At 42.1% G+C, this 25691-nt stretch carries 27 protein-coding genes and 1 other annotated feature; of the genes, 7 read left to right on the plus strand and 20 right to left on the minus strand.

The annotated features are described in order from the left end of the window. Positions 1–3: 3 nt before the first annotated feature. The 12 genes from LF822_RS19360 to LF822_RS19415 form a co-directional block, all read right to left on the minus strand. Positions 4–792 carry an enoyl-CoA hydratase/isomerase family protein gene (locus LF822_RS19360; RefSeq protein ID WP_253925745.1) on the minus strand — a complete coding sequence of 263 codons (789 nt, stop codon included), beginning with the start codon at positions 790–792 and terminating at the stop codon, positions 4–6. Between the two features lie 64 nt (positions 793–856). Beyond that, positions 857–2629: an acyl-CoA dehydrogenase family protein gene (locus LF822_RS19365; protein WP_253925746.1), complete on the minus strand. Its 1773-nt coding sequence runs from the start codon at positions 2627–2629 to the stop codon at positions 857–859. Further along, on the minus strand, positions 2626–3357 hold the full coding sequence (locus tag LF822_RS19370) for a 2-phosphosulfolactate phosphatase (protein WP_253925747.1): 732 nt from the start codon (positions 3355–3357) through the stop codon (positions 2626–2628). The genes LF822_RS19365 and LF822_RS19370 overlap by 4 nt, the downstream gene beginning before the upstream one ends. Then, positions 3350–4414 (minus strand): phosphotransferase family protein, encoded by a 1065-nt coding sequence (locus LF822_RS19375; RefSeq protein ID WP_253925748.1) that lies wholly within the window; start codon positions 4412–4414, stop codon positions 3350–3352. Before LF822_RS19375 ends, LF822_RS19370 begins: the two co-directional genes overlap by 8 nt. 12 nt (positions 4415–4426) lie before the next feature. Next, positions 4427–4861, minus strand: a complete 435-nt coding sequence (locus LF822_RS19380) for an acyl-CoA thioesterase (RefSeq protein ID WP_253925749.1) — start codon at positions 4859–4861, stop codon at positions 4427–4429. Continuing rightward, positions 4839–5711, minus strand: a complete 873-nt coding sequence (locus LF822_RS19385) for a 3-hydroxyacyl-CoA dehydrogenase family protein (protein WP_253925750.1) — start codon at positions 5709–5711, stop codon at positions 4839–4841. Before LF822_RS19385 ends, LF822_RS19380 begins: the two co-directional genes overlap by 23 nt. Continuing rightward, the gene (locus LF822_RS19390; RefSeq protein WP_253925751.1) at positions 5712–6311 is read right to left on the minus strand and encodes a TetR/AcrR family transcriptional regulator; all 600 of its coding nucleotides are present in this window, start codon (positions 6309–6311) and stop codon (positions 5712–5714) included. Next, positions 6305–7084, minus strand: a complete 780-nt coding sequence (locus LF822_RS19395; protein WP_253925875.1) for an SDR family oxidoreductase — start codon at positions 7082–7084, stop codon at positions 6305–6307. Before LF822_RS19395 ends, LF822_RS19390 begins: the two co-directional genes overlap by 7 nt. 6 nt (positions 7085–7090) lie before the next feature. Further along, positions 7091–8302: an acyl-CoA dehydrogenase gene (locus tag LF822_RS19400; protein WP_253925752.1), complete on the minus strand. Its 1212-nt coding sequence runs from the start codon at positions 8300–8302 to the stop codon at positions 7091–7093. A gap of 288 nt (positions 8303–8590) precedes the next feature. Then, the gene (locus LF822_RS19405) at positions 8591–8845 is read right to left on the minus strand and encodes a DUF4190 domain-containing protein (RefSeq protein WP_253925753.1); all 255 of its coding nucleotides are present in this window, start codon (positions 8843–8845) and stop codon (positions 8591–8593) included. Further along, the gene (locus LF822_RS19410; RefSeq protein ID WP_253925754.1) at positions 8838–9077 is read right to left on the minus strand and encodes a DUF2651 family protein; all 240 of its coding nucleotides are present in this window, start codon (positions 9075–9077) and stop codon (positions 8838–8840) included. The genes LF822_RS19405 and LF822_RS19410 overlap by 8 nt, the downstream gene beginning before the upstream one ends. A gap of 111 nt (positions 9078–9188) precedes the next feature. Beyond that, positions 9189–10664, minus strand: a complete 1476-nt coding sequence (locus LF822_RS19415; protein ID WP_253925755.1) for a catalase — start codon at positions 10662–10664, stop codon at positions 9189–9191. A gap of 251 nt (positions 10665–10915) precedes the next feature. Here LF822_RS19415 and LF822_RS19420 point away from each other — a divergent pair, with 251 nt between their 5' ends. Next, complete coding sequence (locus tag LF822_RS19420) at positions 10916–12013, plus strand: NADH-dependent flavin oxidoreductase (RefSeq protein WP_253925756.1); 1098 nt, start codon at positions 10916–10918, stop codon at positions 12011–12013. A gap of 21 nt (positions 12014–12034) precedes the next feature. On the opposite strand, the gene LF822_RS19425 is transcribed toward LF822_RS19420, so the two are convergent. Beyond that, the gene (locus LF822_RS19425; protein ID WP_253925757.1) at positions 12035–12805 is read right to left on the minus strand and encodes a nucleotidyltransferase domain-containing protein; all 771 of its coding nucleotides are present in this window, start codon (positions 12803–12805) and stop codon (positions 12035–12037) included. A gap of 89 nt (positions 12806–12894) precedes the next feature. On the opposite strand from LF822_RS19425, the gene LF822_RS19430 reads away from it, so the two are divergent. Then, a complete protein-coding gene (locus tag LF822_RS19430) occupies positions 12895–13269 on the plus strand; it encodes a hypothetical protein (RefSeq protein ID WP_253925758.1) in 375 nt (124 codons plus the stop codon). A 144-nt stretch (positions 13270–13413) separates the two neighbouring features. Here the strand turns inward: LF822_RS19430 and LF822_RS19435 are convergent, their stop codons facing one another. From LF822_RS19435 to LF822_RS19450, 4 genes are all read right to left on the minus strand, one after another. Next, the gene (locus LF822_RS19435) at positions 13414–14676 is read right to left on the minus strand and encodes a glutamate-5-semialdehyde dehydrogenase (RefSeq protein WP_253925759.1); all 1263 of its coding nucleotides are present in this window, start codon (positions 14674–14676) and stop codon (positions 13414–13416) included. A gap of 86 nt (positions 14677–14762) precedes the next feature. Next, positions 14763–15896 (minus strand): glutamate 5-kinase, encoded by a 1134-nt coding sequence (gene proB, locus LF822_RS19440; RefSeq protein ID WP_253925760.1) that lies wholly within the window; start codon positions 15894–15896, stop codon positions 14763–14765. A 58-nt stretch (positions 15897–15954) separates the two neighbouring features. Beyond that, entirely contained in the window at positions 15955–16797 is an 843-nt protein-coding gene (gene proC / locus LF822_RS19445) for a pyrroline-5-carboxylate reductase (RefSeq protein WP_253925761.1), read from the minus strand. A gap of 464 nt (positions 16798–17261) precedes the next feature. Further along, positions 17262–17585, minus strand: a complete 324-nt coding sequence (locus LF822_RS19450; RefSeq protein ID WP_253925762.1) for a thioredoxin family protein — start codon at positions 17583–17585, stop codon at positions 17262–17264. Between the two features lie 82 nt (positions 17586–17667). On the opposite strand from LF822_RS19450, the gene LF822_RS19455 reads away from it, so the two are divergent. The 5 genes from LF822_RS19455 (at position 17668) to LF822_RS19475 (ending at position 22905) form a co-directional block, all read left to right on the plus strand. Beyond that, a complete protein-coding gene (locus LF822_RS19455) occupies positions 17668–18204 on the plus strand; it encodes a class I SAM-dependent methyltransferase (protein ID WP_253925763.1) in 537 nt (178 codons plus the stop codon). Between the two features lie 47 nt (positions 18205–18251). Then, positions 18252–18465: a binding site (T-box leader), on the plus strand. A gap of 42 nt (positions 18466–18507) precedes the next feature. Then, the gene (gene argS, locus LF822_RS19460; protein WP_253925764.1) at positions 18508–20190 is read left to right on the plus strand and encodes an arginine--tRNA ligase; all 1683 of its coding nucleotides are present in this window, start codon (positions 18508–18510) and stop codon (positions 20188–20190) included. Between the two features lie 152 nt (positions 20191–20342). Further along, a complete protein-coding gene (locus LF822_RS19465; protein ID WP_253925765.1) occupies positions 20343–21821 on the plus strand; it encodes an MDR family MFS transporter in 1479 nt (492 codons plus the stop codon). A gap of 64 nt (positions 21822–21885) precedes the next feature. Next, positions 21886–22122, plus strand: a complete 237-nt coding sequence (locus LF822_RS19470; protein ID WP_253925766.1) for a hypothetical protein — start codon at positions 21886–21888, stop codon at positions 22120–22122. Positions 22123–22383: 261 nt separating this feature from the next. Then, positions 22384–22905 carry a ribonuclease H-like YkuK family protein gene (locus tag LF822_RS19475; RefSeq protein ID WP_253925767.1) on the plus strand — a complete coding sequence of 174 codons (522 nt, stop codon included), beginning with the start codon at positions 22384–22386 and terminating at the stop codon, positions 22903–22905. Between the two features lie 4 nt (positions 22906–22909). Here LF822_RS19475 and LF822_RS19480 read toward each other — a convergent pair whose 3' ends face one another. From LF822_RS19480 to eutH, 3 genes are all read right to left on the minus strand, one after another. Next, a complete protein-coding gene (locus tag LF822_RS19480) occupies positions 22910–23806 on the minus strand; it encodes a DMT family transporter (RefSeq protein WP_253925768.1) in 897 nt (298 codons plus the stop codon). Between the two features lie 58 nt (positions 23807–23864). Then, entirely contained in the window at positions 23865–24518 is a 654-nt protein-coding gene (locus LF822_RS19485; RefSeq protein ID WP_253925769.1) for a peroxiredoxin-like family protein, read from the minus strand. Between the two features lie 80 nt (positions 24519–24598). Then, entirely contained in the window at positions 24599–25675 is a 1077-nt protein-coding gene (gene eutH / locus LF822_RS19490; RefSeq protein ID WP_253925770.1) for an ethanolamine utilization protein EutH, read from the minus strand. Positions 25676–25691: the final 16 nt, after the last annotated feature.

A 25691-nucleotide genomic window follows, 5' to 3' on the forward strand; every position in this document is an offset into this window, starting at 1 on the left:
TCCTTATCTGCCTATAAAATCTGGATTTCTTTTATCTTTAAAAGCCTGGACGCCTTCCTTATGATCCTCTGTATTAATCATCATCGTCTGCGTGATCCGCTCTTGTTCTAAAATGTCAGCAAGATCTGTACGTTCAGCACGGTCTACCAGCTTCTTCATCATACCTATCGCTTTCCCCGGTCCTTTAGCAAGATCAAGCGCATAATTCATTGCCCCTTCCTCCAGTTCGGCAAGCGGGAATACTCTATTTACGAGGCCCCACTCCACAGCGGTTTCTACAGGAACAGGATCTCCTCTAAACAACAATTCCTTCGCACGGTAGGGCCCTAGAATTCTTGAAAGGTAGTAATGACCTCCACCGTCAGAAACCAGTCCTACTTGAGCAAAGCTCAGAACAAATTTTGATTCTTCCCCAGCAAGAATTTGATCACAGGAAAGGGCCAAATTAAATCCAGCGCCGGCTGCATAACCGTGCACAACCCCGACAATAGGCTTAGGTAAGTCCTTCATCATTAAAATCAGTTTATTCAATTCGCCGACATGATCATATAAGTGACTGGAGGTCGCTTCCCCCATACTCTTCACGTCTCCGCCTGCCGAAAAAGCCCTGCCTGCTCCTGACAGCACAACAACCTTCACTTCGTTATTTTCCTCTGCTGCTTGAATAGCCTCTTGCAGTCCGGAAATCATTTGATCTGAAAAGGCATTAAGACTATCTGGACGATTCAAGACACAAGACATAACCGGACCATTTACGCTAACGTTTAAGTGAGCATTTCCTAACTTATTCATTTCACTTCCACTCCCTCTTTAAAGTAAATGTTTTTTTATAATCCCTTTGTCTACCCCACTCCATCTATAAATTGTATTGTTTGAATTCAATGAAGTGATCTGCGGCCGAACGCTGCTTTTCTATAGTGTCTTTAAATTTAAATTCACTTAATAATAGTGCAGTGTTTCGCAGCGACTGGACCCGTTCTTCTCCGTTTAATAAGCAGGACAGCAGGCCACTCGAAATTTGCTGAACTTCACCAGCCTTCTTTTCAATAAATATGAACGCTAAATCTGTTTTGATTCGGGCATAGCGGTCAGATGTATTAATTGCTTTTATAGTCCTTAGAAGAGCGGACTCACTTTCATAAACAGCTATCGCAAGGTCGGCCAGATTCATCAGCGTCTCCTGTTCTGTTTGGATGGCACTTCCATATACTTTATAAGCAATACCAGACGCTGCCAGGTATAGGTCCTTAAACAAACGGACGGCCTGAGACAATTTTTCCAAATCGTTTTCTTCCTTATTATTAATTCCTTGACGCAAAGAATGAAAGGCTTTTTCCATAAGTGCTTCTGTCTCGAATTCTTGTTTGGCTGCTTTTTTGTAAAAGTTCCCTGGAATGAGCAGACGGTTTATTTCATTTGTCTCTTCAAAAATTCGATTTATTCTTGAGTCGCGGTAAGCTTGTTCGATAGCGTATTCTTTAATAAATCCTGCTCCGCCATGCAGCTGAAGTGATTCATCTACTACAAAATCCAGTGTTTCGGATCCTGTTACTTTACAAATAGCGGATTCTAAAGCATGTTCATTCATCGCTTTGGCGATAGAATCATAGTCTGTTGAATTTTCAAATCCGCCTAATGCTCCTTCAATATATCCGGCAGTACGGTAAAGCAGTGATTCCGCTGCGTAAATATGAGCACCCATATGGGCGATTTTTTGTTTTGAAGCATTAAAGTCTGCGATAGATCGGCCGAACTGTTTGCGCTCGGTTGTATGTTCAAGAGCAAGCTTCAGGCTGTGTTTAGCGGCTCCCAATGTTGCAAAACCGAGGTTAAATCGACCAAGGTTTAGTACGTTTAATGCAATCAGATGCCCTTTCCCCGCTTCTCCTAAAAGATTTTCTTTAGGAACTTCGCAATCTTCCAATATTACGGAGCAGGTGGATGAACCTTTGATCCCCATCTTGTCTTCTTCAGGTCCTATGGAAATACCTTTAAACCCTTTTTCAACGATGAATGCCGTAAATGACTTCCTATTAACTTTGGCGTACACAATGAACGTATCGGCAAACGATGCGTTAGTGATATATATTTTCGTCCCATTAAGAATGTAATGTGTCCCTTGGTCATTTAAGTGAGCGGTTGTTGCAGCGGCCAAGGCGTCGGAACCCGCTTCCGGTTCAGTCAGGCAATACGCCCCGATAAACTCCCCGCTGGCTAATTTAGGAAGATATTTTTCCTTTTGTGACGTATTTCCAAAGTAAGTAATGGGCAGAGTAGCGATACACGTGTGATTTGAGTGAGCGACACTGTACCCACCTGCATTACCCAGTGCCTCACCGACAATACCCTTGCTGATTTTATCGAGCCCGAGACCGCCGTATTGTTCTGGTATGCTGTGACTTAACAACCCAAGTTCTCCTGCCAGTTTCATTTTATTACTGACTAATTGAAAATCCCCCTTTTCAATTTCCTTCCGGCAGGGATATATTTCCCGGGCAATAAATTGTCGAGCTGTGTCTGCAATCATCTTGTGCTCTTCAGTCCGGTCTTCGGGCGTAAAAACTGATTCTGGCCTTGTATCCGATAACAGAAAGTCACCACCTTTAACTAAAGAGTAAGCTGGATTCATTTCTCTACCTCCTTAATTTGTCGAGTAGCAGGATCATATTTAGCAATAGTGTGAAGAACTCCTTCCTGAGCGACAAACTTAATTTCATTCTCATCCATCCCAAGTCGAAGAAGAATCTGGCCTATCTTACTCGAACGAAGCAGATCAAAAGGTGAAACAGATAAACCATTATAAAAAAGCAAAGCTGTATAAGCCGCATCAGACAGGGTGAACGATCCTTTTTCAATTAAATAAGATAACAAGCTTCCAGCCCCATAGAAATCTTCCATTGTAAAGTGTCCGCTAGACCCTGAACAAACAAGAACAATCGTTTCACTACTGTGGTTCTCTATTAAATAATTTGCCATCTCCCTATTATTTAATAGAGAAGAAGTATAAAGATGATCAGCTTGACTTGAGCGGTTGATGGCTACCGTGCCATTTGTTGTGGATAATATTAAATGGCTTCCTTTTACGATTGGATTTAAATAGGAGCGAAGGGGATGGTGAAACCCTTCAATTGTTCGTCCCTGCTCTTCTCCTGCTAATACAAACGGTTCATCCATCGATCTTGCTTTTTCTCTTGCCTGTGCCTGATCATAAACTGGAATGACCGAGTTTGCCCCGTCTGCTAATGCTGCAGCTATCGTAGAAGTGGCAAATAATACATCAAACACTACAGCAACCTTTCCTTTCATCTGCTCAGGCACTATATCTTCTTTTTTAAATATCAACTGCACATTACTCATCAGATATGCCCGCTGTTCTTTCCGCATGCTGAATGAGGTTGTTTACAAACTCATTCATGCGGGCAAACCGTGGATCGTTCGTCTGACCTTTCTTATACCGATAATAGATTTGCTGTATAATGCCAGCTAACTTAAAATAGGCAAAAGTAAGGTAGAAATGGATATTTTCCACATCTCTTCCACTCTCCGCAGCATACGCTTCAATAAATTCATTCCTCGTATAGAAATCTGGCTTCACAGTTAAAGGGGGGCTGCCCAGTCCGGTCTGCAGAAGCTTTGGATCATCATGTTCAATCCAATAGCTCATAGCCGCACCGAGGTCAGCTAAAGGATCACCAACTGTTGTCATCTCCCAGTCAAACAGCCCCACCATTTCACCGCTTTCATCGAACATGGCATTGTTCAATTTGTAATCATAGTGAATGATACAAGCCTCTGCCGACTGGGTAAGGTTTTCAAGCATCCATTCTTTTAGACGATCAGCGTTTACCACATCATCGGTCATAGCATTGTCGTACCGTTTAATCCAACCGTGTACCTGTCTTTCCATAAATCCTTCAGGTTTGACCATGTGGCGCAGACCTGTTCTCTCATAATCAATCGCGTGAAGTTCAGCCAGTCGTTTCACCATCGTTTCCGAAAGCTTTCTGCCCAATACTGAAGAGCCTTCCACTCCTTCAGGAAATTCAGTATTAAACACGAGGCCGTGTCTGCGTTCCATGATGAAGAAAGGCTTTCCTAACACATCCCCTTCATTTAAAGCGTAAGGCTTCGGTGTTAAAGGGTATACTTCATGTAAAGCTTCCATGATTTTGTACTCTCTCTTCATATCATGGGCTTTAGGGGCTACCGGGCCTTTAGGAGGACGACGAAGTACTGCCTCCCAGTCTCCCATTTTTAATTCATAGGTTAAATTTGAATGTCCTGCTCCAAATTGGCGGACTTGGAGAGTTGTTTTGGAAAGTTCTGCAAAATTTTGCTGAAGAAACTTCTCAACTTTAGCAATGTCCAGCTCTTCCCCTTCTCTCACTTTTTGCGTTTCAGGTGTATGGTTCATACTCAGCCTCCTTTAATTAGCTGCCAGGTGATGAGCTGCCAGCCGTTCTCTCATTTCCTTAGAGAGCGGCTGACTGGTTTGCTCGTTAAAATTATACTGAACGACCACTGATTCCCCTCTAGCCACAAGTTCTCCCGAGGTTTCTTCATACATCCCCTGTTCTAAGTGAAAGCTGGAATTTCCTATTTTGACGACACCACTATTAATAATAAGTTTCTGTCCATAATACACCTGTTTTATAAAGTCACATTTTATAGAAGCTAATATGAAATTCCAATCATCATCTACCAGTTTTAGATCATTAAAAAATTTAATCCGCGCGTCTTCCATATAGACAAAGAAATTATTGTTATTTACGTGACCGAGCAAGTCAGTCTCACAAAAACGGACTCGGATTTCAGTCTCATGCATGTCTTTCTCTCCCTCAACGGTTAACTTTCGTTCCATATTCGTAGAATCCTTTTCCGGTTTTTCTTCCCAGTTCTCCTGCTTCTACTTTTTCAGTAATGGTTTTAGATGGTTTATCCTTTGGGTCCCCTGTCTCTGCGTACTGTTGCTGCATCACATAATACCCAACATCTATTCCTGACAAATCCATTAATTCAAAAGGTCCGATTGGATGACTCAGTGCTTTTCTAGTAATTTTGTCGATATCTTTATAATTCGCGTAGCCGCCTTCATAAAGTGCCATTGCTTCCTTTTGAATAGCAAAAAGAATACGATTTGCAATAAAACCGGAGATTTCTTTTTGTAAAAGTACTGCCGTGCGATTCAATTGACTGCAGATTTCCATAGCAAGCTGAGCCGTCTGATCGGAAGTGTGCTCTCCTTTAACTACTTCCACACAATCCATCACAAGCGGCGGAAAAAAGAAATGCATGTTGCACACTTTATCAGGGCGTGAGGTAGCATCTGCAATTAAAGAACTGACTATGGTTGATGAGTTTGTAGCGAGTACCGTATGGCTGGGAACAATTTGATCTAATTCCGCAAATACTTCCCGTTTCACTTCAAGCTTTTCAACAACGGCTTCAATAACTAAATCGGCCTGCCCGGCTGCTTCACGTATATCTGTCGTAAAAAATAAATTCTCAAAAGCCTGATCTTTTGCTTCAATTGTAATTTTTTCTTTCGCCACCCATTTGTCCATTATCTTTGTTAAATCCAGCTTTGCTTTTTCTAACGCTTCGTTCTTAAGATCCTGAAGATTTGTTTTATACCCGGCTAAAGCACTCAGCATTGCAATTTGATGTCCCATTGAACCTGCACCTATAACTGCGATAGTTTTTACATTCATTTAACCTTCCTCCAACCCTTTTAAAATCATGTTCATATAAATCTCAGTCAGTTCTTTTTCTTTAACTTCACCTCCAGGTTCGTACCAGAAGTAACTCCAGTTCACGATTCCCAATATCGCATAGGAAAGCATGTCTGCTCTCAGTCCAGTTCTAAACTCCCCTTTTTCTATACCTTCCTCTATGACTTGCTCAATGTTCTTTTGAAACAGGTCCCGCTTTGGCAGAATTTCGTTTGTTTTCTTTTCACTTAAGTGCCGGATTTCTCTAAAAAATACCATCGCACTATCTACACCTTCTGCAATATTAGAAATAATCATCTCAACGATGGCGTAAAGTTTGTCCTTATAAGACCAATCATCGTTTTGGATGATTTTTTGTTGTTTCATAAGCAGTTCCGAGATAAATGTGTCATGGATATATACAAGAACATCCTCCTTACTTTTGAAGTAATAATAGAATGTTCCTTTCGTCATCCCATTGGCTTCGACAATATCCTGAATTGAGGTTTCTCTAAATCCCTTTTGACCAAACAAAGCAATACACGTATCTATCATCCTGTCCTTCTTCTGCAATCCAGCCTTCTCATCTGTCTTTAACATGAAGCATGCATACCCCCGTCTACAACGAGAACATCTCCAGTTACATAGTTGGAAGCCTTTGAAGCAAGGAACAGTGCTGCTCCTTTTAAGTCTTCCTCATTTCCAAACCGGCCGAGTGGAGTACGATCTAATATAAAATCTCCACCTTGTTCAAGTAATCCTTTGGACATTTTCGTAGGAAAGAATCCCGGAGCCAGCGCATTTACCTGGATGTTCTTAGAACCCCACTTTACAGCTAAATCTTTTGTAAATGTAATAACTGCACCTTTACTGGCGTTATAACCTACTGTATCCATAAATCTTGGATCAGTGCCGCCAAGTCCCGCTACTGAAGCAATATTTATAATTTTGCCGGATTCCTGCTTCACCATGACCTCGCCAACTTTTTGCGACATTAAAAAGGTTCCGGTCACATTTACATTCATCACTTTTTGGAAGGCTTCCAACGGCATTTCTAAGGCTGGAGCTCCCCACGTTGCACCACTGTTATTTACCAAAATATCTATCGTCCCAAAAGCAGCTAGAGTTTGATCGACTACATCCTTAATATCCTCAGGGTCTGTTACGTTACAGCTCAGCGCGAGAGTTTTCACCTTGTAGGCGTACTCCAATCGTTCAGCTACATCTTCACACGCTTCTTTTTTCCTTGAACAGACAACCACATTCGCCCCCGCTTCCGCCAGGCCCTCGGCTATCTGCTCGCCTAACCCCCGGCCTCCGCCAGTGACGATAGCCGTCTTCCCATTTAGTTTGAATAACTCCATAACATGCATCATATATCACTCCTTATATTTAGATAACTCAAGTCTGGCCAGCTGCCTGCGGTGGACTTCATCAGGTCCGTCAGCCAATCTTAACGTCCGCGAGTTCGCCCACTGAGCAGCTAACGTAAAATCATTACTTACTCCCGCTGCCCCATGTGCCTGGATGGCACGATCGAGAACTCTAAGGGCCATGTTTGGAGCTACAACTTTGATCATGGCAATTTCAGTCTTGGCCGCTTTATTTCCTACTGTATCCATCATATAAGCAGCTTTTAACGTCAAAAGCCGGGCCTGTTCAAGTTCAATGCGGGAATCCGCAATCCATTCCTGTACCACACCTTGCTCGGATATTGGTTTCTTAAAAGCTTCACGAGATTGTACGCGCTTACATAACTCTTCAAGTGCTCGCTCTGCGGCGCCAATTAATCTCATACAATGGTGGATACGGCCCGGTCCAAGCCTTCCCTGTGCAATGGCAAAGCCTTTTCCTTCCCCCCAGATCATGTTAGAAGCCGGTACACGTACATCGTTAAAATCAATTTCTCCATGACCATGAGGAGCATGGTCATAACCAAAAACAGGAAGCATTCTTCTAATCGACACTCCAGGAGTATCGAGGGGGACTAGAATCATAGACTGCTGCTCATACTTTGCTGCATTTGGATCCGTTTTTCCCATAAAAATAGCAATCTCGCAGCGTGGGTCTCCTGCACCTGACGACCACCATTTCCTTCCATTAATAACATACTCCTCGCCATCTCTTTCAATCCTTGCCTCGATATTGGTCGCATCCGAAGAAGCCACATCAGGTTCTGTCATCGAAAAGCAAGAACGGATCTGTCCATTTAATAAAGGCTTAAGCCATTTCTCTTTCTGTTCTTCACTTCCATACCTCGAAAGCACTTCCATATTACCTGTATCCGGAGCATTACAATTAAAGACTTCTGGAGCTAATAAAGACCTGCCCATAATTTCACACAAAGGAGCGTATTCGATATTCTTCAGTCCAGCCCCGTATGTATCATCCGAAAAAAAAAGATTCCAAAGCCCCTGTTCTTTTGCTTCAACCTTCAGTTCTTCCAAAACTGGCGGGATCTCAGCCCACCTGGACTCTTGTTGGTTCAACTGCTTTTCATACTTTTTTTCATTCGGATAGATGTAATCATTCATAAAATCTGTAAGCTTCTGCTGGTAGGTTTTCACTTTTTCTGAGTAATCAAAGTTCACTTATTCGGTCTCCTTCCCCAGTTTACATACCAACCGGTTAGTATGTTGTTTCCATTTTATACCGAAATTTCTGATAATTCAAGTAATAAGTGAATAACAATTCATTTCATTAATTTAGGAATAATATCGTAAGCACTCAGGTAGACACGAGTCTCTTAATATAAAACAGTCCGCCATCTCCCCAAGGCGGATTGCCTGCGATACGAATGTTTGGAAGCCGGGTGCGGATGCTGCTATAAAATTTCCAGCAAAAAAAGTTGAGACATGCAGTCCCAACTCTAACTTGACTTATGCGACATTCATAAATAATACGATTCCAAGTAAGGCGGAGAGGATAAAGAAAACCTGCAGGCATACACCGATAACAGAACAGATCATCCCTCCTTTCGCCATTCCTTTATAATCATCCTCCTCCTTTGGCAGTTTTAATACTTTACGGCTGTATACGATGCCTATTATGCCGAGAATTAATCCTAGAAAAGGAAAAAGAATTGAAAGTATTCCTAATATTAATGAAGCAATCGCGGCTCCTCTTCTATTCACCCGCCCACCTCCTTCCGACAGATTGTTTTACTGCCGTACCTCCAGCGTAAGCACAAAGAGGGTACAAGACACACCACACCCAAAAGCTTAAATTATACAAGGTGAACATTAGTAATATACATATAACGCCTATGGTCACAGGCATTATATGTATGCTTTTAAAAAAGAATGCAGATATTCCACCGAGCACCAGACTGATAAATGGATAAACAATAAAAAGTTCGACAAACATAATATTCCTCCTTTATTCAATACAATTTCTTCATAAACTATATAAATCCTTCCCATACAAAAAAATCCTTACCTTTCAAATGAAAGGTAAGGATTTAATAAATAGACAAGTTTATACTGTATTGCCTACATACTGCTCCAGATTAATATTTGATTTTCCAGCCAGTGTCCTGCCCAGACTTTCATCAGCCTGGTAGAAGTTCGCAATCATCCGTCCAACAATATCCCGGTCTTCAATTTGATCAAAATCCATCATAATATTACGGATTAACCCGTCCTTCGTCTGTTGATCATACCCGCGGTAAATACGTCCGGCCTGACCAAAGTAATTGGGCTTATCAATGATTTCGCGACCGGCCGTTCCGCTGATAGGCTGAGGCGGCTCCTCGTAACCATCAACTGGAGCTGGTTCCCCGCTATGGCTGTTAGGTTCATAGTTTACGTGGCGGATACCCGTATCCCGGGCCATAAAGCCTTCCTGCTGATTATTATTCACGTCGACTTTTGGACGGTTAATAGGAAGCTGCTGATAGTTCGGTCCTACGCGGTGGCGCTGGGTATCAGAGTAAGAGAATAGACGTCCCTGCAGAAGCTGATCCTCAGATGGAAGCATGCCAGGCACAAGAACACCCGGGTTAAAACCTACCTGCTCAGTTTCTTCAAAGAAGTTGTCTACATTCTTATTCAGCATCATCGTTCCTGCAAGCTCCCAGGGGACATCTTCTTCTAACCAGTCTTTAGTTGCGTCAAGCGGGTTAAAGTCAAAGTCGTTTAACTCATCAGGACGCAGAACTTGTACATAGAGATCCCATTCTGGATAGTTACCTTCCTCGATGGCATTGTAAAGGTCCACAGTCGCATGGTTAAAGTCTTTCCCTTGAACCTCCTGCGCCATTTCCGGAGTTAGATTCTTAATCCCTTCTTTAGGGTCCCAGCGAAGTTTAATGTAGAATGTTTCTCCTTTATCGTTATACCACTTGAATGCGTGAACGCTCGATCCGCGCATATTACGATAGGTCGCCGGGATCCCTTCATCTGTGAACAAGTGCAGCATCATGTTTGTAGTTTCAGGTGAAAGAGACATGAAGTCCCAGTAGCGGGCCGGATCCTGTACGTTTGTAACAGGGTCAGGCTTAAGGGAATGAATAACATCCGGAAATTTAATAGCATCACGAATAAAAAAGACTGGAAGTGTGTTGCCTACAAAATCATAATTTCCTTCCTCAGTATAGAATTTAACAGAAAACCCTCGAGGGTCCCGTGCAGTCTCTGGAGAATGCTTCCCATGTATAACCGTGGAAAAACGTGTGAAGACAGGAGTTTCTTTGCCTTCTTCCTGTAAGAAATCTGCTGTTGTATATTTGCTCATACTATTTTTAGTAACAAAGACTCCATGAGCCCCGGCCCCTCTCGCGTGCACTACACGTTCAGGTATCCGTTCGCGGTCGAAATGAGCAATTTTCTCAATCATTTGGTAATCTTCTATAAGAGTCGGACTGTTTCTCCCTGCAGTTCTAGAATTCTGATTATCAGATATAGGTACACCCTGGTTGGTCGTCATACGTTTTTTATAATTTTGGTCTGACATAATACCCTCTCTTTCCTTGAATAGATTTGCGCATAATAGATGGATGCATAAGTGAAGTACCCTTCGCTCAAAGTAACGAAACTACTTTTTAATAATTACAATCTAAAAACTATTAAAAATAACTTGGAACCAATTGTCAACTTTCCGAGCTTCAGCGATAAAATTTTCTTGTAATTAAAAACAGTAATAGCGACAGTGATTCCTTTTGATGCTAAACTGTGAATGGTCTGAGTAAGGAAGGAGGCTTTCAAATGAAACTATCGCAGCCTTTAACGCTGCCTTCTGGGGTTGAATTTAAAAATCGGGTGTTAATGGCTCCGATGACTAATTTCTTATCCACGGACAATGGAGCAGTTTCACTTAAAGAATTAGATTATTACGCCAGGCGGGCAGGAGGCGTTGGCGCTGTCATCACAGCTTGCGCAAACGTCAATGCTCAAGGGAAAGGATTTGAAGGAGAGATTGGTGCTGACCGCGATGAATTGATTCCCGGTCTTAGAAAGTTAGCCGCAAGCATCCATGAACAAGGATCAAAAGCAATTCTTCAAATTTATCATGGAGGCCGAATGTGTCCTCCAAAGCTCGTTCCTTATAATGAAACGGTCAGTGCCAGCCCTGTGCCACCGGAAAGGGAAGGTGCTGTAACACCTCGCGAATTAACAAATGAAGAAATTGAGCAGACAATTATGGATTTTGGAGATACAGCGCGTCGAGCAATCGAAGCCGGGTTTGATGGAGTGGAAATACATGGAGCGAATACTTACCTGCTGCAGCAATTCTTCTCTCCGCACTCTAACCGACGTGAAGACCAATGGGGAGGATATGTTCGTAAGCGAATGAACTTCCCTTTAGCAGTAATAGAATCTGTGAAAAAAGCTGTAAAAACTCATAGTGATTCCCCCTTTGTCATAGGGTATCGATTGTCCCCGGAAGAGCGGGAAGAACCAGGGATTGCTTTAGAAGATACTCTCCAATTGGTTGATGTCCTGGCTGAGCAGAATATAGACTACCTTCACGTTTCCTTAGCTGACTTTCATCAGTCTTCTATGAGGGATAAGGATTCTTCACCCCCTGTTATTAAGCGTATTACTGAATGCATTGGCGATCGAATCCCAGTGATGGGCGTCGGCTCACTTTATACAGCCGGCGAAGTGGAAGACGCTCTTGAAACTGTTTCCCTTGTTTCGTTAGGGCGCGAACTTCTTATAGAACCTGACTGGGTTCAGAAAGTCGGGTCCGGCGAATCCGTACGAACTAAAATGCCGAAAGATCCAGGTGAGGATGTAATGATTCCAGAACCAATGTGGACTAGAATTATGAATGTCCCGGACTGGATCCCTTCAGAATAACAAGATAACCCGCCCTGGTTATTAAGGGCGGGTATGCTTTACTTCAACGATCATTCTTTTTAGAAAAGAATCTGTAAATGTCGTTTGAGGCAATGAACTCGATATCCATTCAAATTCCCGGTCTAACATTTCAACAATTTGAAAAGCAGCACATGAATGATCATTGATCGTATTGTATTTAAATATATCCCTGCATTCCTGGACTAAGCTTGCATCCAGAGACCGTTCGATCGTTTTTAATCCTAATTGAGCTCTCTCAGGGCAATACTTATGCAGAAGCACCCGTGTCATATTTTCCATTACATTAGTCAGCATTTTTACTGACCAAAGATCATTCCCGCGATCAGCAGCTTTTTTATATTGAAGTAGAAAGAATGCCGAATCATCGACGGCATCTACAAATTCCTGGTCTGAGAGTATTAAATTCTGACAGGTTTGATGCTTATCCATCCTTGAGCCGGGGTCATACAACACTTTAATATCATCCTTATGTATAATCGTTTCATCAGTAACTGTAAACAAATCCACGTGAAGTAAATTTTCATATACCACAATAATTTGAGGAGCTATAATATAAATATCATCATAAAAAATCATAGGCCGATAAACTTCTAAATGGCGGAACCGCTTTGGAAGAAACTCCTCTTCATCATCTACAAGAACATACAAATCCACATCTGAATGCTCATCCTCTTCCCCCCTCCCCATTGACCCTTTTAAAAATACCGCCTTCACCAGTTCATCCTGCTTTAAGCTCTCAGTAATCCTATGCACTGCCTCATACTGACGCATAAGACTCCCTCCTTAGTAAATGATTACATTATCATATCCTAAATAAATGATTCTGAAAAGAAGAGCAGCAACTAATAGAAAGAAGGAGCGTGAATTTTTATAAAAAGAAATCGCACTACACCACATATAGAGCTCGAAAATTATATCACCGTTTACTGCCTGATCATCCCAAACGAAGCGATGTTCAGGCACAGTTTCTTAAATCTTCCGCCGGCCACTACGGCGAAACCACTGCTGATCATTATCTTCAATACCTTTCTTCAGATACGTTCCGCGTTTTAAAAGATCTTCTTTTATTTGATGGAATTTCAAGTTTTCAAATCGATGCAGAATTCCGCAGGTTTGCGGGGTTAAAGTCTGTGAAGGTGGCAAGGAAATTGTTAACAGAAGTCTGCTCTCACAATTCGCAACCCGTACAATCAAGGAAGTATTTTTTTTTGTTAAGTTACTATATTTTCTGTTAGGGCGTTATCTTTTTTGTTAGGGACTTATCTACTTCAGTTAGGGAGCTATCTTATATAGATAGGGCACTATCTCCCCATCCTCAGTCAGCAGCCCACCCCGCCCCAGCGACAAAAAAGAAGGGAAGCCTCAGCTTCCCTTCTACTTTATCTAATCTGGCCGTCGCCTTTCATTAAGAACTTAATCGTTGTCAGCGCCGGCAGCCCCATTGGTCCGCGGGCATGAAGTTTTTGAGTGGAAATTCCGATTTCTGCTCCAAAGCCCAGCGCTCCGCCATCGGTAAAGCGTGTGGACGCATTGTGATACAGGGCAGCTGCATCAACGAGGCTCAAGAATTTATGAGCGGTATCAGCATTTTCCGTCACAATCGCTTCCGAGTGCTTCGTGCCATACGTTTCAATGTGGGCAATGGCTTCACTTAAATCGCTCACTGTTTTAACGGCGATATCTGTGTTCAAATATTCATTCGCCCAGTCTTCATGACCCGCAGGAACAGCACCCGGAATGACGCTTACGGCTTTTTCATCGCCGTGTACATTGATTCCATGCTGCTGCAGTGCGTCAATTAAGGCTGCACTGTGCTTCTCTAGCCAATCTTCGTGCACAACCAGGGTCTCTGCTGCGTTACAAACGGCTGGTCGATCCGTTTTGGCGTTCACTAGTATATTGATAGCTTTCTCAACATTTGCTTCTTTATCTACATAGATATGGCAGTTTCCCACTCCTGTCTCGAGCACAGGCACAGTAGCGTTCTCGACAACAGCTTGAATCAGCTTGCCGCCTCCGCGTGGGATAAGAACATCGATGTGCTCTTTCATAGTAAATAGTTCATTTGTTGCTGCACGTTCAGTACTCGCAATGAACTGAACAGCTTCTTTAGGAATTTTAGTTTCAGAAAGACCTTTGTGAATAACATCGACGATAGCCCCATTGGAATGAATAGCGGAAGATCCTCCTTTAAGAACTATCGCATTCCCTGATTTCAGAGCAAGTCCTGTAGCGTCTACTGTTACATTAGGACGTGCTTCATAAATCATACCTATAACACCAAGCGGCACCGTTACTTTTTCAACTTGAAGGCCGTTATCTAATGTCCAGTCTGACAGAATGTTTCCCGTTGGATCCTCAAGCTTAGCTACTTCACGCAGCCCATTAGCAAAATCAGCAATACGTTCTTTTGATAAAGACAGTCGATCCATAAAAGCTTCGGAGAACCCTTTCTCTTTTCCGTTCTCAAGATCTTTCTCGTTCGCCTGTAAAATGGTTTCGTACTCTCTCTCTAATACATCTGCTAAATGGTTCAGTGCTTCGTTTTTCTCACTTTCAGAAAGTACCAATAGTGATTTGGAAGCTTTCTTCGCTTCGATCGCTTGTGCCTCAACGTTCACATTACTTTTTGTTTGTGTCATCAAAGACCTCCTTGAAAAATTTGGGTACACAAAAGGTGGAATGATCCAGCACCGGCAGATCTATGCCGATACCCTATGCTGCTTTACTATACACCTACCGGCAGTTTAACTTCTAAATGACAAACTAAATCTTTACTTTCAATAGCAGCCATTTCATAATTAGACAGTTCTTCCTCAGTCTGTCCGATCATTTGTTCTAGCTGCTTAGACGAATAATTTACGACACCAAGTCCGATTTCTTCTCCATTTAGATCAAATATGCGTACAACCGCACCTTTTCTAAATCGTCCATTTACATGGTGTACATTAATCGGCAGAAGGTTCTTTCTTTCATCAACGATGGTTTCACGAGCCGTGTGATCAATCGTCACTTTCCCTTCCGGACCAGAGTTAAAAGCAATCCACTGCTTCTTCTGGTTTAAGTTTTCACGTTCAGCCGCAGGCTCAAAGTACGTTCCAACTCCGTTACGATTTACAGCATCATAAACAATGTTCTCCGTACTTGCTTTACCTAAGAAAGAGGTAATTCCTGAAGCCATAGCAATCTTAAATGCATCTATCTTAGACTTCATTCCGCCTGTTCCTACGTCACTGCCCGGGTCTCCGGCAGCTGCTTCAATTTGCGGAGTAATTTCGTGGACTGTATCCAGCAGCTTAGCATTGCTGTCTTTACGAGGATCTGCATCGTACAGGCCATCTATATCAGAAAGGATGATCAGTTCATCCGCATCTACTAAGCCCGCGACTTTGGCTGACAATGTATCATTATCACCAAACTTCAAACGGTCGATCGTAATCGTGTCGTTTTCGTTCACGATTGGGATAATACCACGTTCCAACAGCACATTAATTGTATTTCGCGCATTGTTGTAACGGTCTTCATCAGAAAAATCACTGCGTGTTATTAAGATTTGAGATCCCATATACCCGTGAGATAAGAATAAATCTGAATATGATTCCATGAGCAATCCTTGGCCAACGGACGCTGCCGCTTGTTTTTCCGGTAAAGAATCAGGACGTGTCAGACAGCCCAGCTTACGGTAGCCAGCTGCCACTGCACCAGATGATACGAGCAGTACTTCGTGCCCATCATCTTTAATGCGTACAACCTCATCTACTAGTTTTTCGAGCTTACGGCGGCTGATTTCACCGTGAAGACTTGTTAATGAACTACTTCCAATTTTTATAACTACACGTTTCTTGTTCGTGCCGTTAACCAAATTATCACTCCTATTAATTACTATATTTTAATGGTTTATTTATTGATTGATTTGACTTTTATTTAGAACCGACAAGCATGCCTTCCAGTTCTTTACTCATCTCTTTAGAACGGCTGGCTGCTCCTTTAATAGCTTCAGAAATCGCCTCTCCTCCACCTGCTTGATGAAGAGCCTCAAGTCCAGCTGCAGTTGTTCCGTTAGGTGATGTTACGTTTTCTCTTAGTTCTGTTGGGCTTTCATCACGCTCGAGCATCATTTTAGCGGCTCCTAATAATGTCTGTGCTCCAATTTCACGCAACGTTTCTCGATCCATTCCTTCTGCGTTTCCTGTTTCCTCGATGTGCTCCATTAAATAGTAGAAATAAGCTGGTCCGCTTCCTGCAATCCCTGTGAAAACATCCATTTTATCTTCTTCTATTACAAAAACTTCCCCAATGGATTGCAGCAATTCTTTAGCCACCATTACATTATCCATACCTGCATAATATCCTGGACAGATCGCTGTTGCTGATTCTCTAAGCATACTTGACGTATTAGGCATGACACGAATTACCTGCTGCCCGTCATTTAAGCGTTCTTCCATATAAGAAGTAGAAATTCCGGCTAATACTGAAACAAGTACTTGATCTGGATCAATACGATATTTTAAATCTTCAAGGACTGCATCTATATCTTTAGGCTTCATTGCTAATATGAATTGGTCAACTTCACCATAGTTTAAATTATCTTTTAAAACAGTGCGTACACCGTATTTACTTTGAATTTCGTTTAAACGATCTTGATTGCTTCTGTTTGTCACAATGATCTGGTGGGCAGGAATGTTTCCTGACTCAACCATTCCGGAAATCATAGCTTCTGCCATAGATCCTGCACCTAGAAAAGCAATTGTCTGTTTAATCATTTGGGTAACATCTCTCCCGTTCGCATTTTTTGTTCGCTCTAATCAATGACGTTTTTTATCATAACACTAGTAAAAACTAGTTCAAGGGTTATTTCGCAAGTCATGTCTATAACGTCCAATTAATGAGCGTAAACGGTTTCATGGAGAGATATATCTCATTCATCGCTTCTCATCGCAAATAATTCCGACTCATGCGGATATATGGAGATTAATCTTTTAGAACTTCCATGCGGTTTACATCTGTTTTTTCCGAAAATTCTGTCAGTATCAGCTTTTAAAGAAATATTGATTGCCAGTCGATTGAAAAAGAGCTCAGGTTCCGCCCGGGATCTCACCATGTCCACATCTTCACAAAAGTATCGTCGTTTCCTAAACCCTCCGATATGAAAATTCCCACTTCTCCCCCAGAAGCAGCCCTACTTTTAGTTTTCATCATCCTCAGACCTTTCGCAAAGCAAAGGCCATTACTGAACAAGCTTATTATATTTGACGAGCTTCTCATGTAATTCTCCTAGCGGTACAAAACGTGCCATTCGATCTAATTCTTTTCCTTCAGAAAGCAGAATGACAACGGGTACTGTAAAAACAGTAAACTCCCCGGCAATTTCCTTCACTTGTGCTGCATCTACATGTATGGAAGTGATCCGGGAAAACTCTGAAAGCAATTCTTCTACCTGTGGCAGCAGTGAGTGACAAACCGAACACCCGGGCTGGGAAATATAAACGAGAGCCAGCATTTCCTTATCCACTAGTTCATGTTCTTCTTCTATTGAATGTGCTTTTTGCATGATCTCACCTCGCTTTTATTGTAACACCGAACTCTTCCTTATTAAGATTGTGTGTTTTATACTAATTATAAGAGGTGAAGCTATGACGTATATAACTATACTAGTGTTAATCTTTACGGTAGGAGTTACTCTCACTATTTTAATTGATTCAGCTAGAAATGGAATAACCCCGACGCCGACTACGTCTAAAGAGAAATCCGCCATTCTAAACATTTCAAAGAATATGGCACCTCAATCTGTTGCGGACTTAGGAGCCGGCTTTGGCACTATGGCGTTTTCGTTAGCTGAGCAATTTCCAGATGCTAAAGTGACAGCCTACGAATCTGCCATCATCCCCTGGATTTTTTTACTCATAAGAAGAAATGTAATTCAGCGTCGTTCCAACCTGGTCATCAGAAGAAAGAATTTTATGAGAGAAGACTTGTCCGCATACGATTTGTTCTACACCTACCTCTATCCAAGAGCTATGGATCAGCTCGAACTGAAACTTAAGAACCACCCTTTAACGCTTATTTCTAATTGCTTTACCATGCCTCATTGGAAACCATCCTTAATCTGGCCGGTTGAATCTAAAACCTCGTATGGGTCTATTTATTTATATAGAAGAAACTTGGTGTAAACAGCTGTTGCTTTCCTTAGCATACTCCGCTATAATCTTCTCAATACCTAATTTCTGTGATAAAGAGAGTAACTTATGAGACGCTTAAAGCGAGTCAGGGATGGTGTAAGCCTGTCAGTCTATCGTAAGTGAACCGGACTTTTAAGAAGCCAGTCTGAACTATCAGTAGGACACGGCCGGGGATGATCCCCGTTATTAACTTCGAGTGGCTGCCTGTGCAGCTATAAGAGTGGCACCGCGAGCAATCACCTCGTCTCTTTCTTGAGACGAGGTGATTTTTTATATTTGAAGGAGGTAATATATATGGAGAAGCACGTACTGGCCCTGCAGTTATCCCACATACTTGGTGAGAAATTCCCACGAGAATGGATTTATGATCACATCGAAACCCCTAAGCTTGAAAAAATGGGGGATTTGGCATTCCCTTGTTTCAAACTCTCACCATCCTTACGCAAACCGCCTCAAGAATTGGCGAACGAACTTGCGCTGCAGCTGAAGCATGATTTATTTGAGAGCGTTCAACCTGTCAGTGGCTATATCAACATCTTCCTAAATAAAAAATTCACAACCGAACATACGCTTAAACAAATACTTACGGAGCGTGAGAACTTCGGGAAGCATCAATTCGGTAAAGGAAAAACGGTCGTGCTCGACTTATCAGCACCTAACATTGCCAAGCCATTCTCAATGGGTCACCTCCGCTCCACTGTAATCGGAAATGCTATTGCTAATTTAGCCGAGCATTGCGGATATGAAACGATTAAAATTAATTATATTGGTGATTATGGTACGCAGTTTGGTAAATTACTGGCCGCTTACAAGAAGTGGGGAGACGAACAACGTATACAATCAAATCCAATAGCCGAACTGACTAAGATTTATGTAAGATTCCACGAAGAATCAAAAAATCATCCTCAGTTAATTGAAGAAGGGCGTCTCTGGTTTAAGAAACTAGAGCATCAGGACGAAGAAGCTCTTAGATTGTGGAAGTGGTTTAAAGACGCCTCCCTTGAAGAGTTCGATAAAATTTATCACCTGCTCGGTGTAACTTTCGATCTCACACGCGGGGAAGCCTATTATAACGATAAAATGGAAGCTACTGTGGACTTACTAAAAAAACGCCATTTATTAAAGGCGTCCGACGGTGCACAAGTGGTACGTCTTGATGAGCAAGGTCTTCCTCCTTGTTTAATCAAAAAAAGTGACGGCACTACCATTTATGCTACTCGTGATTTAACTGCAGCAATCGATCGTTATCAAAGCTATTCTTTTGATGAAGCTCTTTATGTAGTAGGTCATGAACAATCACTGCATTTTCAGCAGATTAAGCACGTTCTTAACAAGCTTGAACTGCCCTGGGCTGATAGCATTAAACATATATCTTTCGGTATGATGCTTCAAAACGGCTCTAAGATGTCCACACGCAGAGGCAAAACGATTTTATTAGAACAAGTACTGGAAGAAGCTATTCATAAAGCTAAAGTTAATATTGAAGAGAAAAATCCTAAGTTAACAAACAAAAATGATGCAGCCCGTCAAGTTGGAGTTGGTGCTGTAATATTTCATGATTTAAAACATGACCGTCGTAATGACGTAGAGTTCTCTCTTAATGACATGCTCACATTCGAAGGCAATACCGCTCCTTATCTCCAGTATGCCTATGTGCGCGCCCGCTCCCTCCTTCAGAAAGGAGATTTTGATGAGCAGCATGCGGATCCGCACCTGGAAGAAGAGATTACTTGGCCGTTAGTCAAGCAGCTAAAAGCCTTCCCTCATGTAGTTGAGCAATCTTACATGAATTATGACCCAAGTAAAACAGCTAAGTACCTGCTGGAGCTGGCCCGTACGTTTAATCAGTTTTACACCCACTCCAAAATTATTGGCGGGTCTGATCAGCAGGCGAAATTAACCTTAGTATTTAGTTTCACGATTGTGATCAAAGAAGGCTTGCAGCTTCTTGGTATTGAAGCTCCGGAAGAAATGTAGCTTTTGTAAAACTGCGTCGCTGGAGCTAAAAATAACTGTATTCGTCCTTCTATATGTCCCTATAAAAGTATTTGAGCAAAATCTTCATATCGACCTGTTCTTTCCTATATAATAGTCTATTGTGAACACATACAAAAAAGGAGATTACATATATGGAAGGAAATGAATCAAACGAAGAATACGAGTTTTTGGCTGACGACCCTGATTTCAGCGTAAAACCAGTTATGTTCTCTCTCATTATAGGTGCTTTTTTTGCCATACTTAATGAGACATTACTAAACATTGCCCTTACTACTCTCAAAGATGTTTTTGATATTTCAACTCCTACGGTTCAATGGATGGTTACCGGATTCATGTTAATTATGGGAATCTTAATTCCCGTTTCAGCTTTGATGCTTCAGACGTTTACGACAAGACAGATGTTTATGGGGACAATGACGGTCTTCACTATTGGGACCATTATTTGTGCTTTAGCCCCTACATTTGCAGTCCTTCTTATAGGCCGGCTCATTCAAGCGGTTGGAACGGGCCTTTTAATTCCGATTATTTTCAATACGTTCCTGCTCATATTTCCGCCTGAAAGACGCGGAGCAATTATGGGGATGATTGGACTTGTCATTATGTTTGCACCCGCAATAGGACCTACACTTTCCGGGATTATTGTTGAGCATTTAGGATGGAGATACTTGTTTATCACTGTTATTCCTTTCGCTTTGTTCTCCATTATTTTCGCATTTAAGTATTTAAGGAATGTAGGGGAAGTGACAAAGCCTAAAGCTGATATCCTCTCCATTCTATTGTCTACTATAGGATTTGGCGGAATTGTACTTGGCTTTAGTTTTGCAGGAGAAGGAGAAGCCGGCTTAATGGAGCCGCATGTATACAGCTTAATTTTAGTCGGGGCTGCTACCATAGTTATTTTCACTTTTCGCCAGTTAAAACTTGAAGAGCCCCTGTTAGATATCCGAGTGTTTAAATATCCAATGTATTCGATTGCTCTCGTTATGTTTATTATCGTTATGATGTCGATGTTCTCGTCTGAAATCATCCTGCCCATGTTTATGCAGGGGCCTTTAGCTTTAGACCCAGCAGATGCCGGACTCATTCTGCTTCCAGGCGCATTGCTCAATGGTCTTATGTCACCGGTAATGGGAAAGCTGTTTGATAAATTCGGTCCAAGAAAATTGATTATTCCGGCCGCTGCCGTTTTATCAGCTACGATGTTTTCGCTCAGTCAAGTTAGTGAGAACACACCGATATACGTCATCATTATAAGTTATATGCTGCTGATGTTATCTGTGTCGGCCATTATGATGCCGGCGCAAACGAACGGGCTTAACCAGCTGCCTAAGAAGCTTTACCCCCATGGTACTGCGATTATGAATACATTACAGCCCGTGTCCGGGGCCATTGGTGTCTCTGTGTTTATTAGCATTTTGACGGCCCGGGAAGAATCTGTACTCAATCAAGCGTCCAACCCAAATTCTGAGCAGGCCCTGACACAGGCGACCGTTTCAGGAGTGGAGCTCGTTTACTTTGTCGCCTTTGGTGTAGCATTAGCCGGGCTTATTCTATCCTTGTTTGTAAAAAGAGCACGACCAGTCGACTTATCTAAGGGAACTTCATCATAAGTTTCTCTAACCTAAGAATTCATGGTAAAATTTAGTCACCTGAGGAGAAAAGGGGCAGTTATTGATGTATCCACTTTACTACGCAATTGTAATACTCGTCTGCGTTATTGCTCTTATAGGTACGATTCAAGTAGCACGCGAGATGACAAAAAGAGAAAGGGATGAAAGCTCCCCGGAAGCAGACCTGACAAGCCTGAAGAAAGATCGTCCTGTTAAAGACTCGAGCGTGAGACTGTTAACTCGGATCTATGCCATTGCGTTTATTATCACCATTGTACTTGTTTGGATTTTTATTTTCTAGGCTGCACTTGTACAAACAGATATCCTTATCACTTAATGGAAACTTCCAAGAGATCGGAACTGAATAAATCTTAAAATAATCCGAATGATTTTGTAGAAATCAGTTCGGATTATTTATGTTAAAGAGCATTCACACTATCGCTCCGTCAAAATGCTTTACTTATGTCCCAGCCTCTTATTAATATTGAAAACACGGGAATAGTAAATAATGAATAGTATAGTAAAAACAGGCTGCGACAGCCGTTTGAAAAGAGGAACAAAGATGGAACCGATGATATTTCAAAATTTGTCCCATCCAACAATGAATTTCGAGGAAGTTTTTTCACATATTCAAACATTTATGAAGGAAGAGCCTGTAAGTAATTATAAGTTAATGCTGGGCACAGACTCTCAAATTCACACGAATCATACATTATTTATTACTGGAATTGTCATCCACCGTATAGGCAAAGGAGCCTGGGCCTGCTATCACAAAGAAGTTGTTCCGAGAACTATGAAGGTCCTGCATGAAAGGATTTCCTATGAAACAAGCCTTACAGTCGAGATCGCCTCTTTGTTTACAAAAGAAAAAATTGATCAATTAATAGAAATCGTACTTCCTCATATCTACCAAAATGCGAGTTTGACCATTGAAGGGCACATTGATATAGGAGCCGGGGATAGGAACCGTACGAAAGCTTACGTAAATGAAATGGTGGCGCGCATTGAATCACTAGGGCTTGAACCAAAAATAAAACCAGATTCAATAACAGCCAGCAGCTATGCCAATAAATATACCAAATAGAAGATTAAGCAGCCATAGCAGCAGCTTGCTTACGAGGCTTTCGTGTTGCTAAATAAACCCCGGCAAAAATGATTACCAGTCCCAGGATTAAATTTTTTGTTATCGGCTCACCCAGTAAAACATACCCCCAGATCATCGCCGTAACCGGAATAATATACGTTACTGAAGTCGCAAACTCTGCACTTCCATTCTTCACCATGTAATAAAATAAGAGGTGGGCAAAACCCGATCCGAAGCATCCAAGTCCGATAATGGAAACCCAAACTAGAGGAGAGCTAATTGTACCGATTTCTAATGCGCCCGCTTCACCTGAAACAATCATGCCAAGTAAGCCAATTAAAGACGCGATCAGCAGAGAACATGTAGTAATAAGCAGAATCGACGTGTGCTGTAAATGTCTTTTCGTGAACTGAGAAGCAAATCCGTATGACACCGTTGCCAGGATCATTGTTCCCATTCCTATAAAGCTCTCATTCAAAAGGTCAAAGACATTAAAGTCCATCAATACTAATATGCCAATGAACCCAAGAACAATCCCCGCCCATTGTCTCTTTTTCAATAGAATTGAAAAGAACAGAAAACCGACCAGCCCTGTACAGATCGGGGTCAGCGCATTTAATACCGCAGCTGTATTACTATTGATTTCAGTTTCACTCCAGGCTATAAACCCCCAGGGAACCGCCGCGTTGAAGATCCCTACAAACAATAAGGCTTTCCATGGAATCGGTCCCTTTAATTCTTTGCGTTTCATATACAGAAACGGCAGCAGAACAACTGCTCCGGCCAAGCATCGGAGAAAAATTGTCCCCCATACACCTGCAGGCTCTACAAGCCACTTAATAAAAACAAAGGACAAGCCCCAAATAAGACTTAAGCCAATTAAAGCACTGTATAATTTCATTTTTTGTACACCTTCCACCCAAGAAAACACACCCTCTATTAAAGGGTGTGTTTCGTGATCATTTAGTCTTCTCCTTTAACACTTCCAGAACTTCCCATGGCTCAGCCCGATCTTTGTAATCGGCTTTCGTATATTCAAAGACAATGGTTCCTTCCCGGTCGATCACATAAGTTGCGGCAGCAGGAAGCTCCCACGACTCATCTCCGTTGTGAAGATCAACATCCAATCCTTTTTCTTTATAAATTTCTGCAAGATAATCTGGAACTGGATACACTAATTGATAGTCCCGGGCGACCTTGTTTCCCCTGTCACTCAATACGTGAAAGTTTAATTCATTTTTCTGAGCCGTACTTAAGGAATAGTCTGGTGTTTGAGGGCTGATTGCGATCAGCTCTCCACCGGCATCATGAATTTCGCTTAATATACGCTGATATTCTTTTAGCTCCATGTTGCAGTAAGGGCACCAGCCGCCCCGATAAAAAGTTAAAATGACCGGTCCGACGTCCAGCTGATTCGATAAATTAACCTGATTCCCATTTGGATCCGGCAGTGAAAAGTCTGGAGCTTTGTCTCCTTCTTTCAATCCTTTTCCGTCATCCGAGTTTTTTAAGTCATCAATGGCATTTTTCATTTTGCTCTGAACTTCCTGAGGGGTGGCTTCTTTAAACTTTTGCAAGTATTCATTGTAGCGGTCTTTCATTGCCGTTTTCATATGAAAAACTCCCTTGCCATAGTATATTCTAAGTATAATAGAATTAAAGCCAAGATTGAAGAAAAGCGACATAGGATTCGTTAATTTTCAGGAGAAGTGCTCCACGCCAGCCAGACGGCGAGTAATCCTGCACTCAATTTCCCAGCCATCACAGCGGCTATTACGTCTTTCTCCACTCCTGCAACAAAACCAATATGACTGCCAAAGGCAAAAGCTCCGCTTACAGCAAATGCCGCATTCATTATTTTCCCCTTTGGATTCATATCCTTCATTGTGGCAAACATAGGCAGATGATGGGCCAGTGAAGCAATAAAGCCTGTCATTGAAACCGAATTAATGCCTATGCGGCTGCTTAACCTCTCCCAAAGCTTTTCACCCTTTTGGTTAATAAAAGCAACAAGCGGGTAGGCCCCAGCAAGCGTCACGGTAATTCTTCCTACGATTTCCACCCCTTCATTTAAAGAAGCCAGACCGGGAATAATTGTAATATCTGTCAAGGTCTCAATAATCACAGAAACCAAACCGATCATAATCACAATTTCAATCCCTTTACCAAATTTAGAAAAAAGTGTGATGGTTACATTCGTGAATTTCCATAGTCCTGCGCCAATGAAGGCTGCCAGGACAACCGTTGGAAGCAGGTTTTGAATCATCCAAATCACTTCATACCCTGCCAAAGCTCCGCCGATTAGACATCCTAAGGGGATCGTCATTAGTCCAATCAATATACCACGTGCAAAGTACCGCTGATCTTCCTTTTGAATAATGGTCAAGGCGATTGGAATGGTAAAGACTAAAGTCGGCCCCATCATCGTTCCTAGAAAAGCCCACGAAAAAACAGCCGCCTCACTGTCATCTGCCAAAGCTTCTGAAAGAGGATAAGCCCCCATGTCAATGGCCAAAAGCATAGACGCAAACATTGCTGGATCTGCACCTATCCATTCAAAGAAAGGTGTAACTACTGGAGAAAGGGAACTTGAAATTACAGGTGCCAGCGATATAATTCCAACCATCGCTAAAGCCAGCGGTCCCATCATATGAAAGGCTTCCTTAAACCGCCCGCCCAGGCCTAAACGATTTTGAAGAAGAGAGTAGTCTATTGCACCTGCAGCCATAAAGCCTGCCATAAGAATTAATATCCCATCATTCAGCCACATAACACCCTCCCTTCCC

Source organism: Halobacillus sp. A5, assembly GCF_024189315.1.
Taxonomy (GTDB): Bacteria; Bacillota; Bacilli; order Bacillales; family Halobacillaceae; genus Halobacillus_A.

Coding starts and splice junctions, on each gene's coding strand:
- LF822_RS19370 (WP_253925747.1), bottom strand. CDS start 3,357: ATGAGTAATGTGCAGTTGATATTTAAAAAAGAAGATATAGTGCCTGAG.
- LF822_RS19420 (WP_253925756.1), top strand. CDS start 10,916: ATGAAACTATCGCAGCCTTTAACGCTGCCTTCTGGGGTTGAATTTAAA.
- LF822_RS19365 (WP_253925746.1), bottom strand. CDS start 2,629: ATGAATCCAGCTTACTCTTTAGTTAAAGGTGGTGACTTTCTGTTATCG.
- proC (WP_253925761.1), bottom strand. CDS start 16,797: ATGATTAAACAGACAATTGCTTTTCTAGGTGCAGGATCTATGGCAGAA.
- LF822_RS19485 (WP_253925769.1), bottom strand. CDS start 24,518: ATGAAAACGGCAATGAAAGACCGCTACAATGAATACTTGCAAAAGTTT.
- LF822_RS19380 (WP_253925749.1), bottom strand. CDS start 4,861: ATGGAACGAAAGTTAACCGTTGAGGGAGAGAAAGACATGCATGAGACT.
- LF822_RS19360 (WP_253925745.1), bottom strand. CDS start 792: ATGAATAAGTTAGGAAATGCTCACTTAAACGTTAGCGTAAATGGTCCG.
- LF822_RS19435 (WP_253925759.1), bottom strand. CDS start 14,676: ATGACACAAACAAAAAGTAATGTGAACGTTGAGGCACAAGCGATCGAA.
- LF822_RS19465 (WP_253925765.1), top strand. CDS start 20,343: ATGGAAGGAAATGAATCAAACGAAGAATACGAGTTTTTGGCTGACGAC.
- LF822_RS19415 (WP_253925755.1), bottom strand. CDS start 10,664: ATGTCAGACCAAAATTATAAAAAACGTATGACGACCAACCAGGGTGTA.
- LF822_RS19475 (WP_253925767.1), top strand. CDS start 22,384: ATGGAACCGATGATATTTCAAAATTTGTCCCATCCAACAATGAATTTC.
- LF822_RS19470 (WP_253925766.1), top strand. CDS start 21,886: ATGTATCCACTTTACTACGCAATTGTAATACTCGTCTGCGTTATTGCT.
- LF822_RS19480 (WP_253925768.1), bottom strand. CDS start 23,806: ATGAAATTATACAGTGCTTTAATTGGCTTAAGTCTTATTTGGGGCTTG.
- LF822_RS19395 (WP_253925875.1), bottom strand. CDS start 7,084: ATGCATGTTATGGAGTTATTCAAACTAAATGGGAAGACGGCTATCGTC.
- LF822_RS19425 (WP_253925757.1), bottom strand. CDS start 12,805: ATGCGTCAGTATGAGGCAGTGCATAGGATTACTGAGAGCTTAAAGCAG.
- argS (WP_253925764.1), top strand. CDS start 18,508: ATGGAGAAGCACGTACTGGCCCTGCAGTTATCCCACATACTTGGTGAG.
- LF822_RS19410 (WP_253925754.1), bottom strand. CDS start 9,077: ATGTTTGTCGAACTTTTTATTGTTTATCCATTTATCAGTCTGGTGCTC.
- LF822_RS19375 (WP_253925748.1), bottom strand. CDS start 4,414: ATGAACCATACACCTGAAACGCAAAAAGTGAGAGAAGGGGAAGAGCTG.
- LF822_RS19385 (WP_253925750.1), bottom strand. CDS start 5,711: ATGAATGTAAAAACTATCGCAGTTATAGGTGCAGGTTCAATGGGACAT.
- eutH (WP_253925770.1), bottom strand. CDS start 25,675: ATGTGGCTGAATGATGGGATATTAATTCTTATGGCAGGCTTTATGGCT.
- LF822_RS19450 (WP_253925762.1), bottom strand. CDS start 17,585: ATGCAAAAAGCACATTCAATAGAAGAAGAACATGAACTAGTGGATAAG.
- LF822_RS19390 (WP_253925751.1), bottom strand. CDS start 6,311: ATGTTAAAGACAGATGAGAAGGCTGGATTGCAGAAGAAGGACAGGATG.
- LF822_RS19455 (WP_253925763.1), top strand. CDS start 17,668: ATGACGTATATAACTATACTAGTGTTAATCTTTACGGTAGGAGTTACT.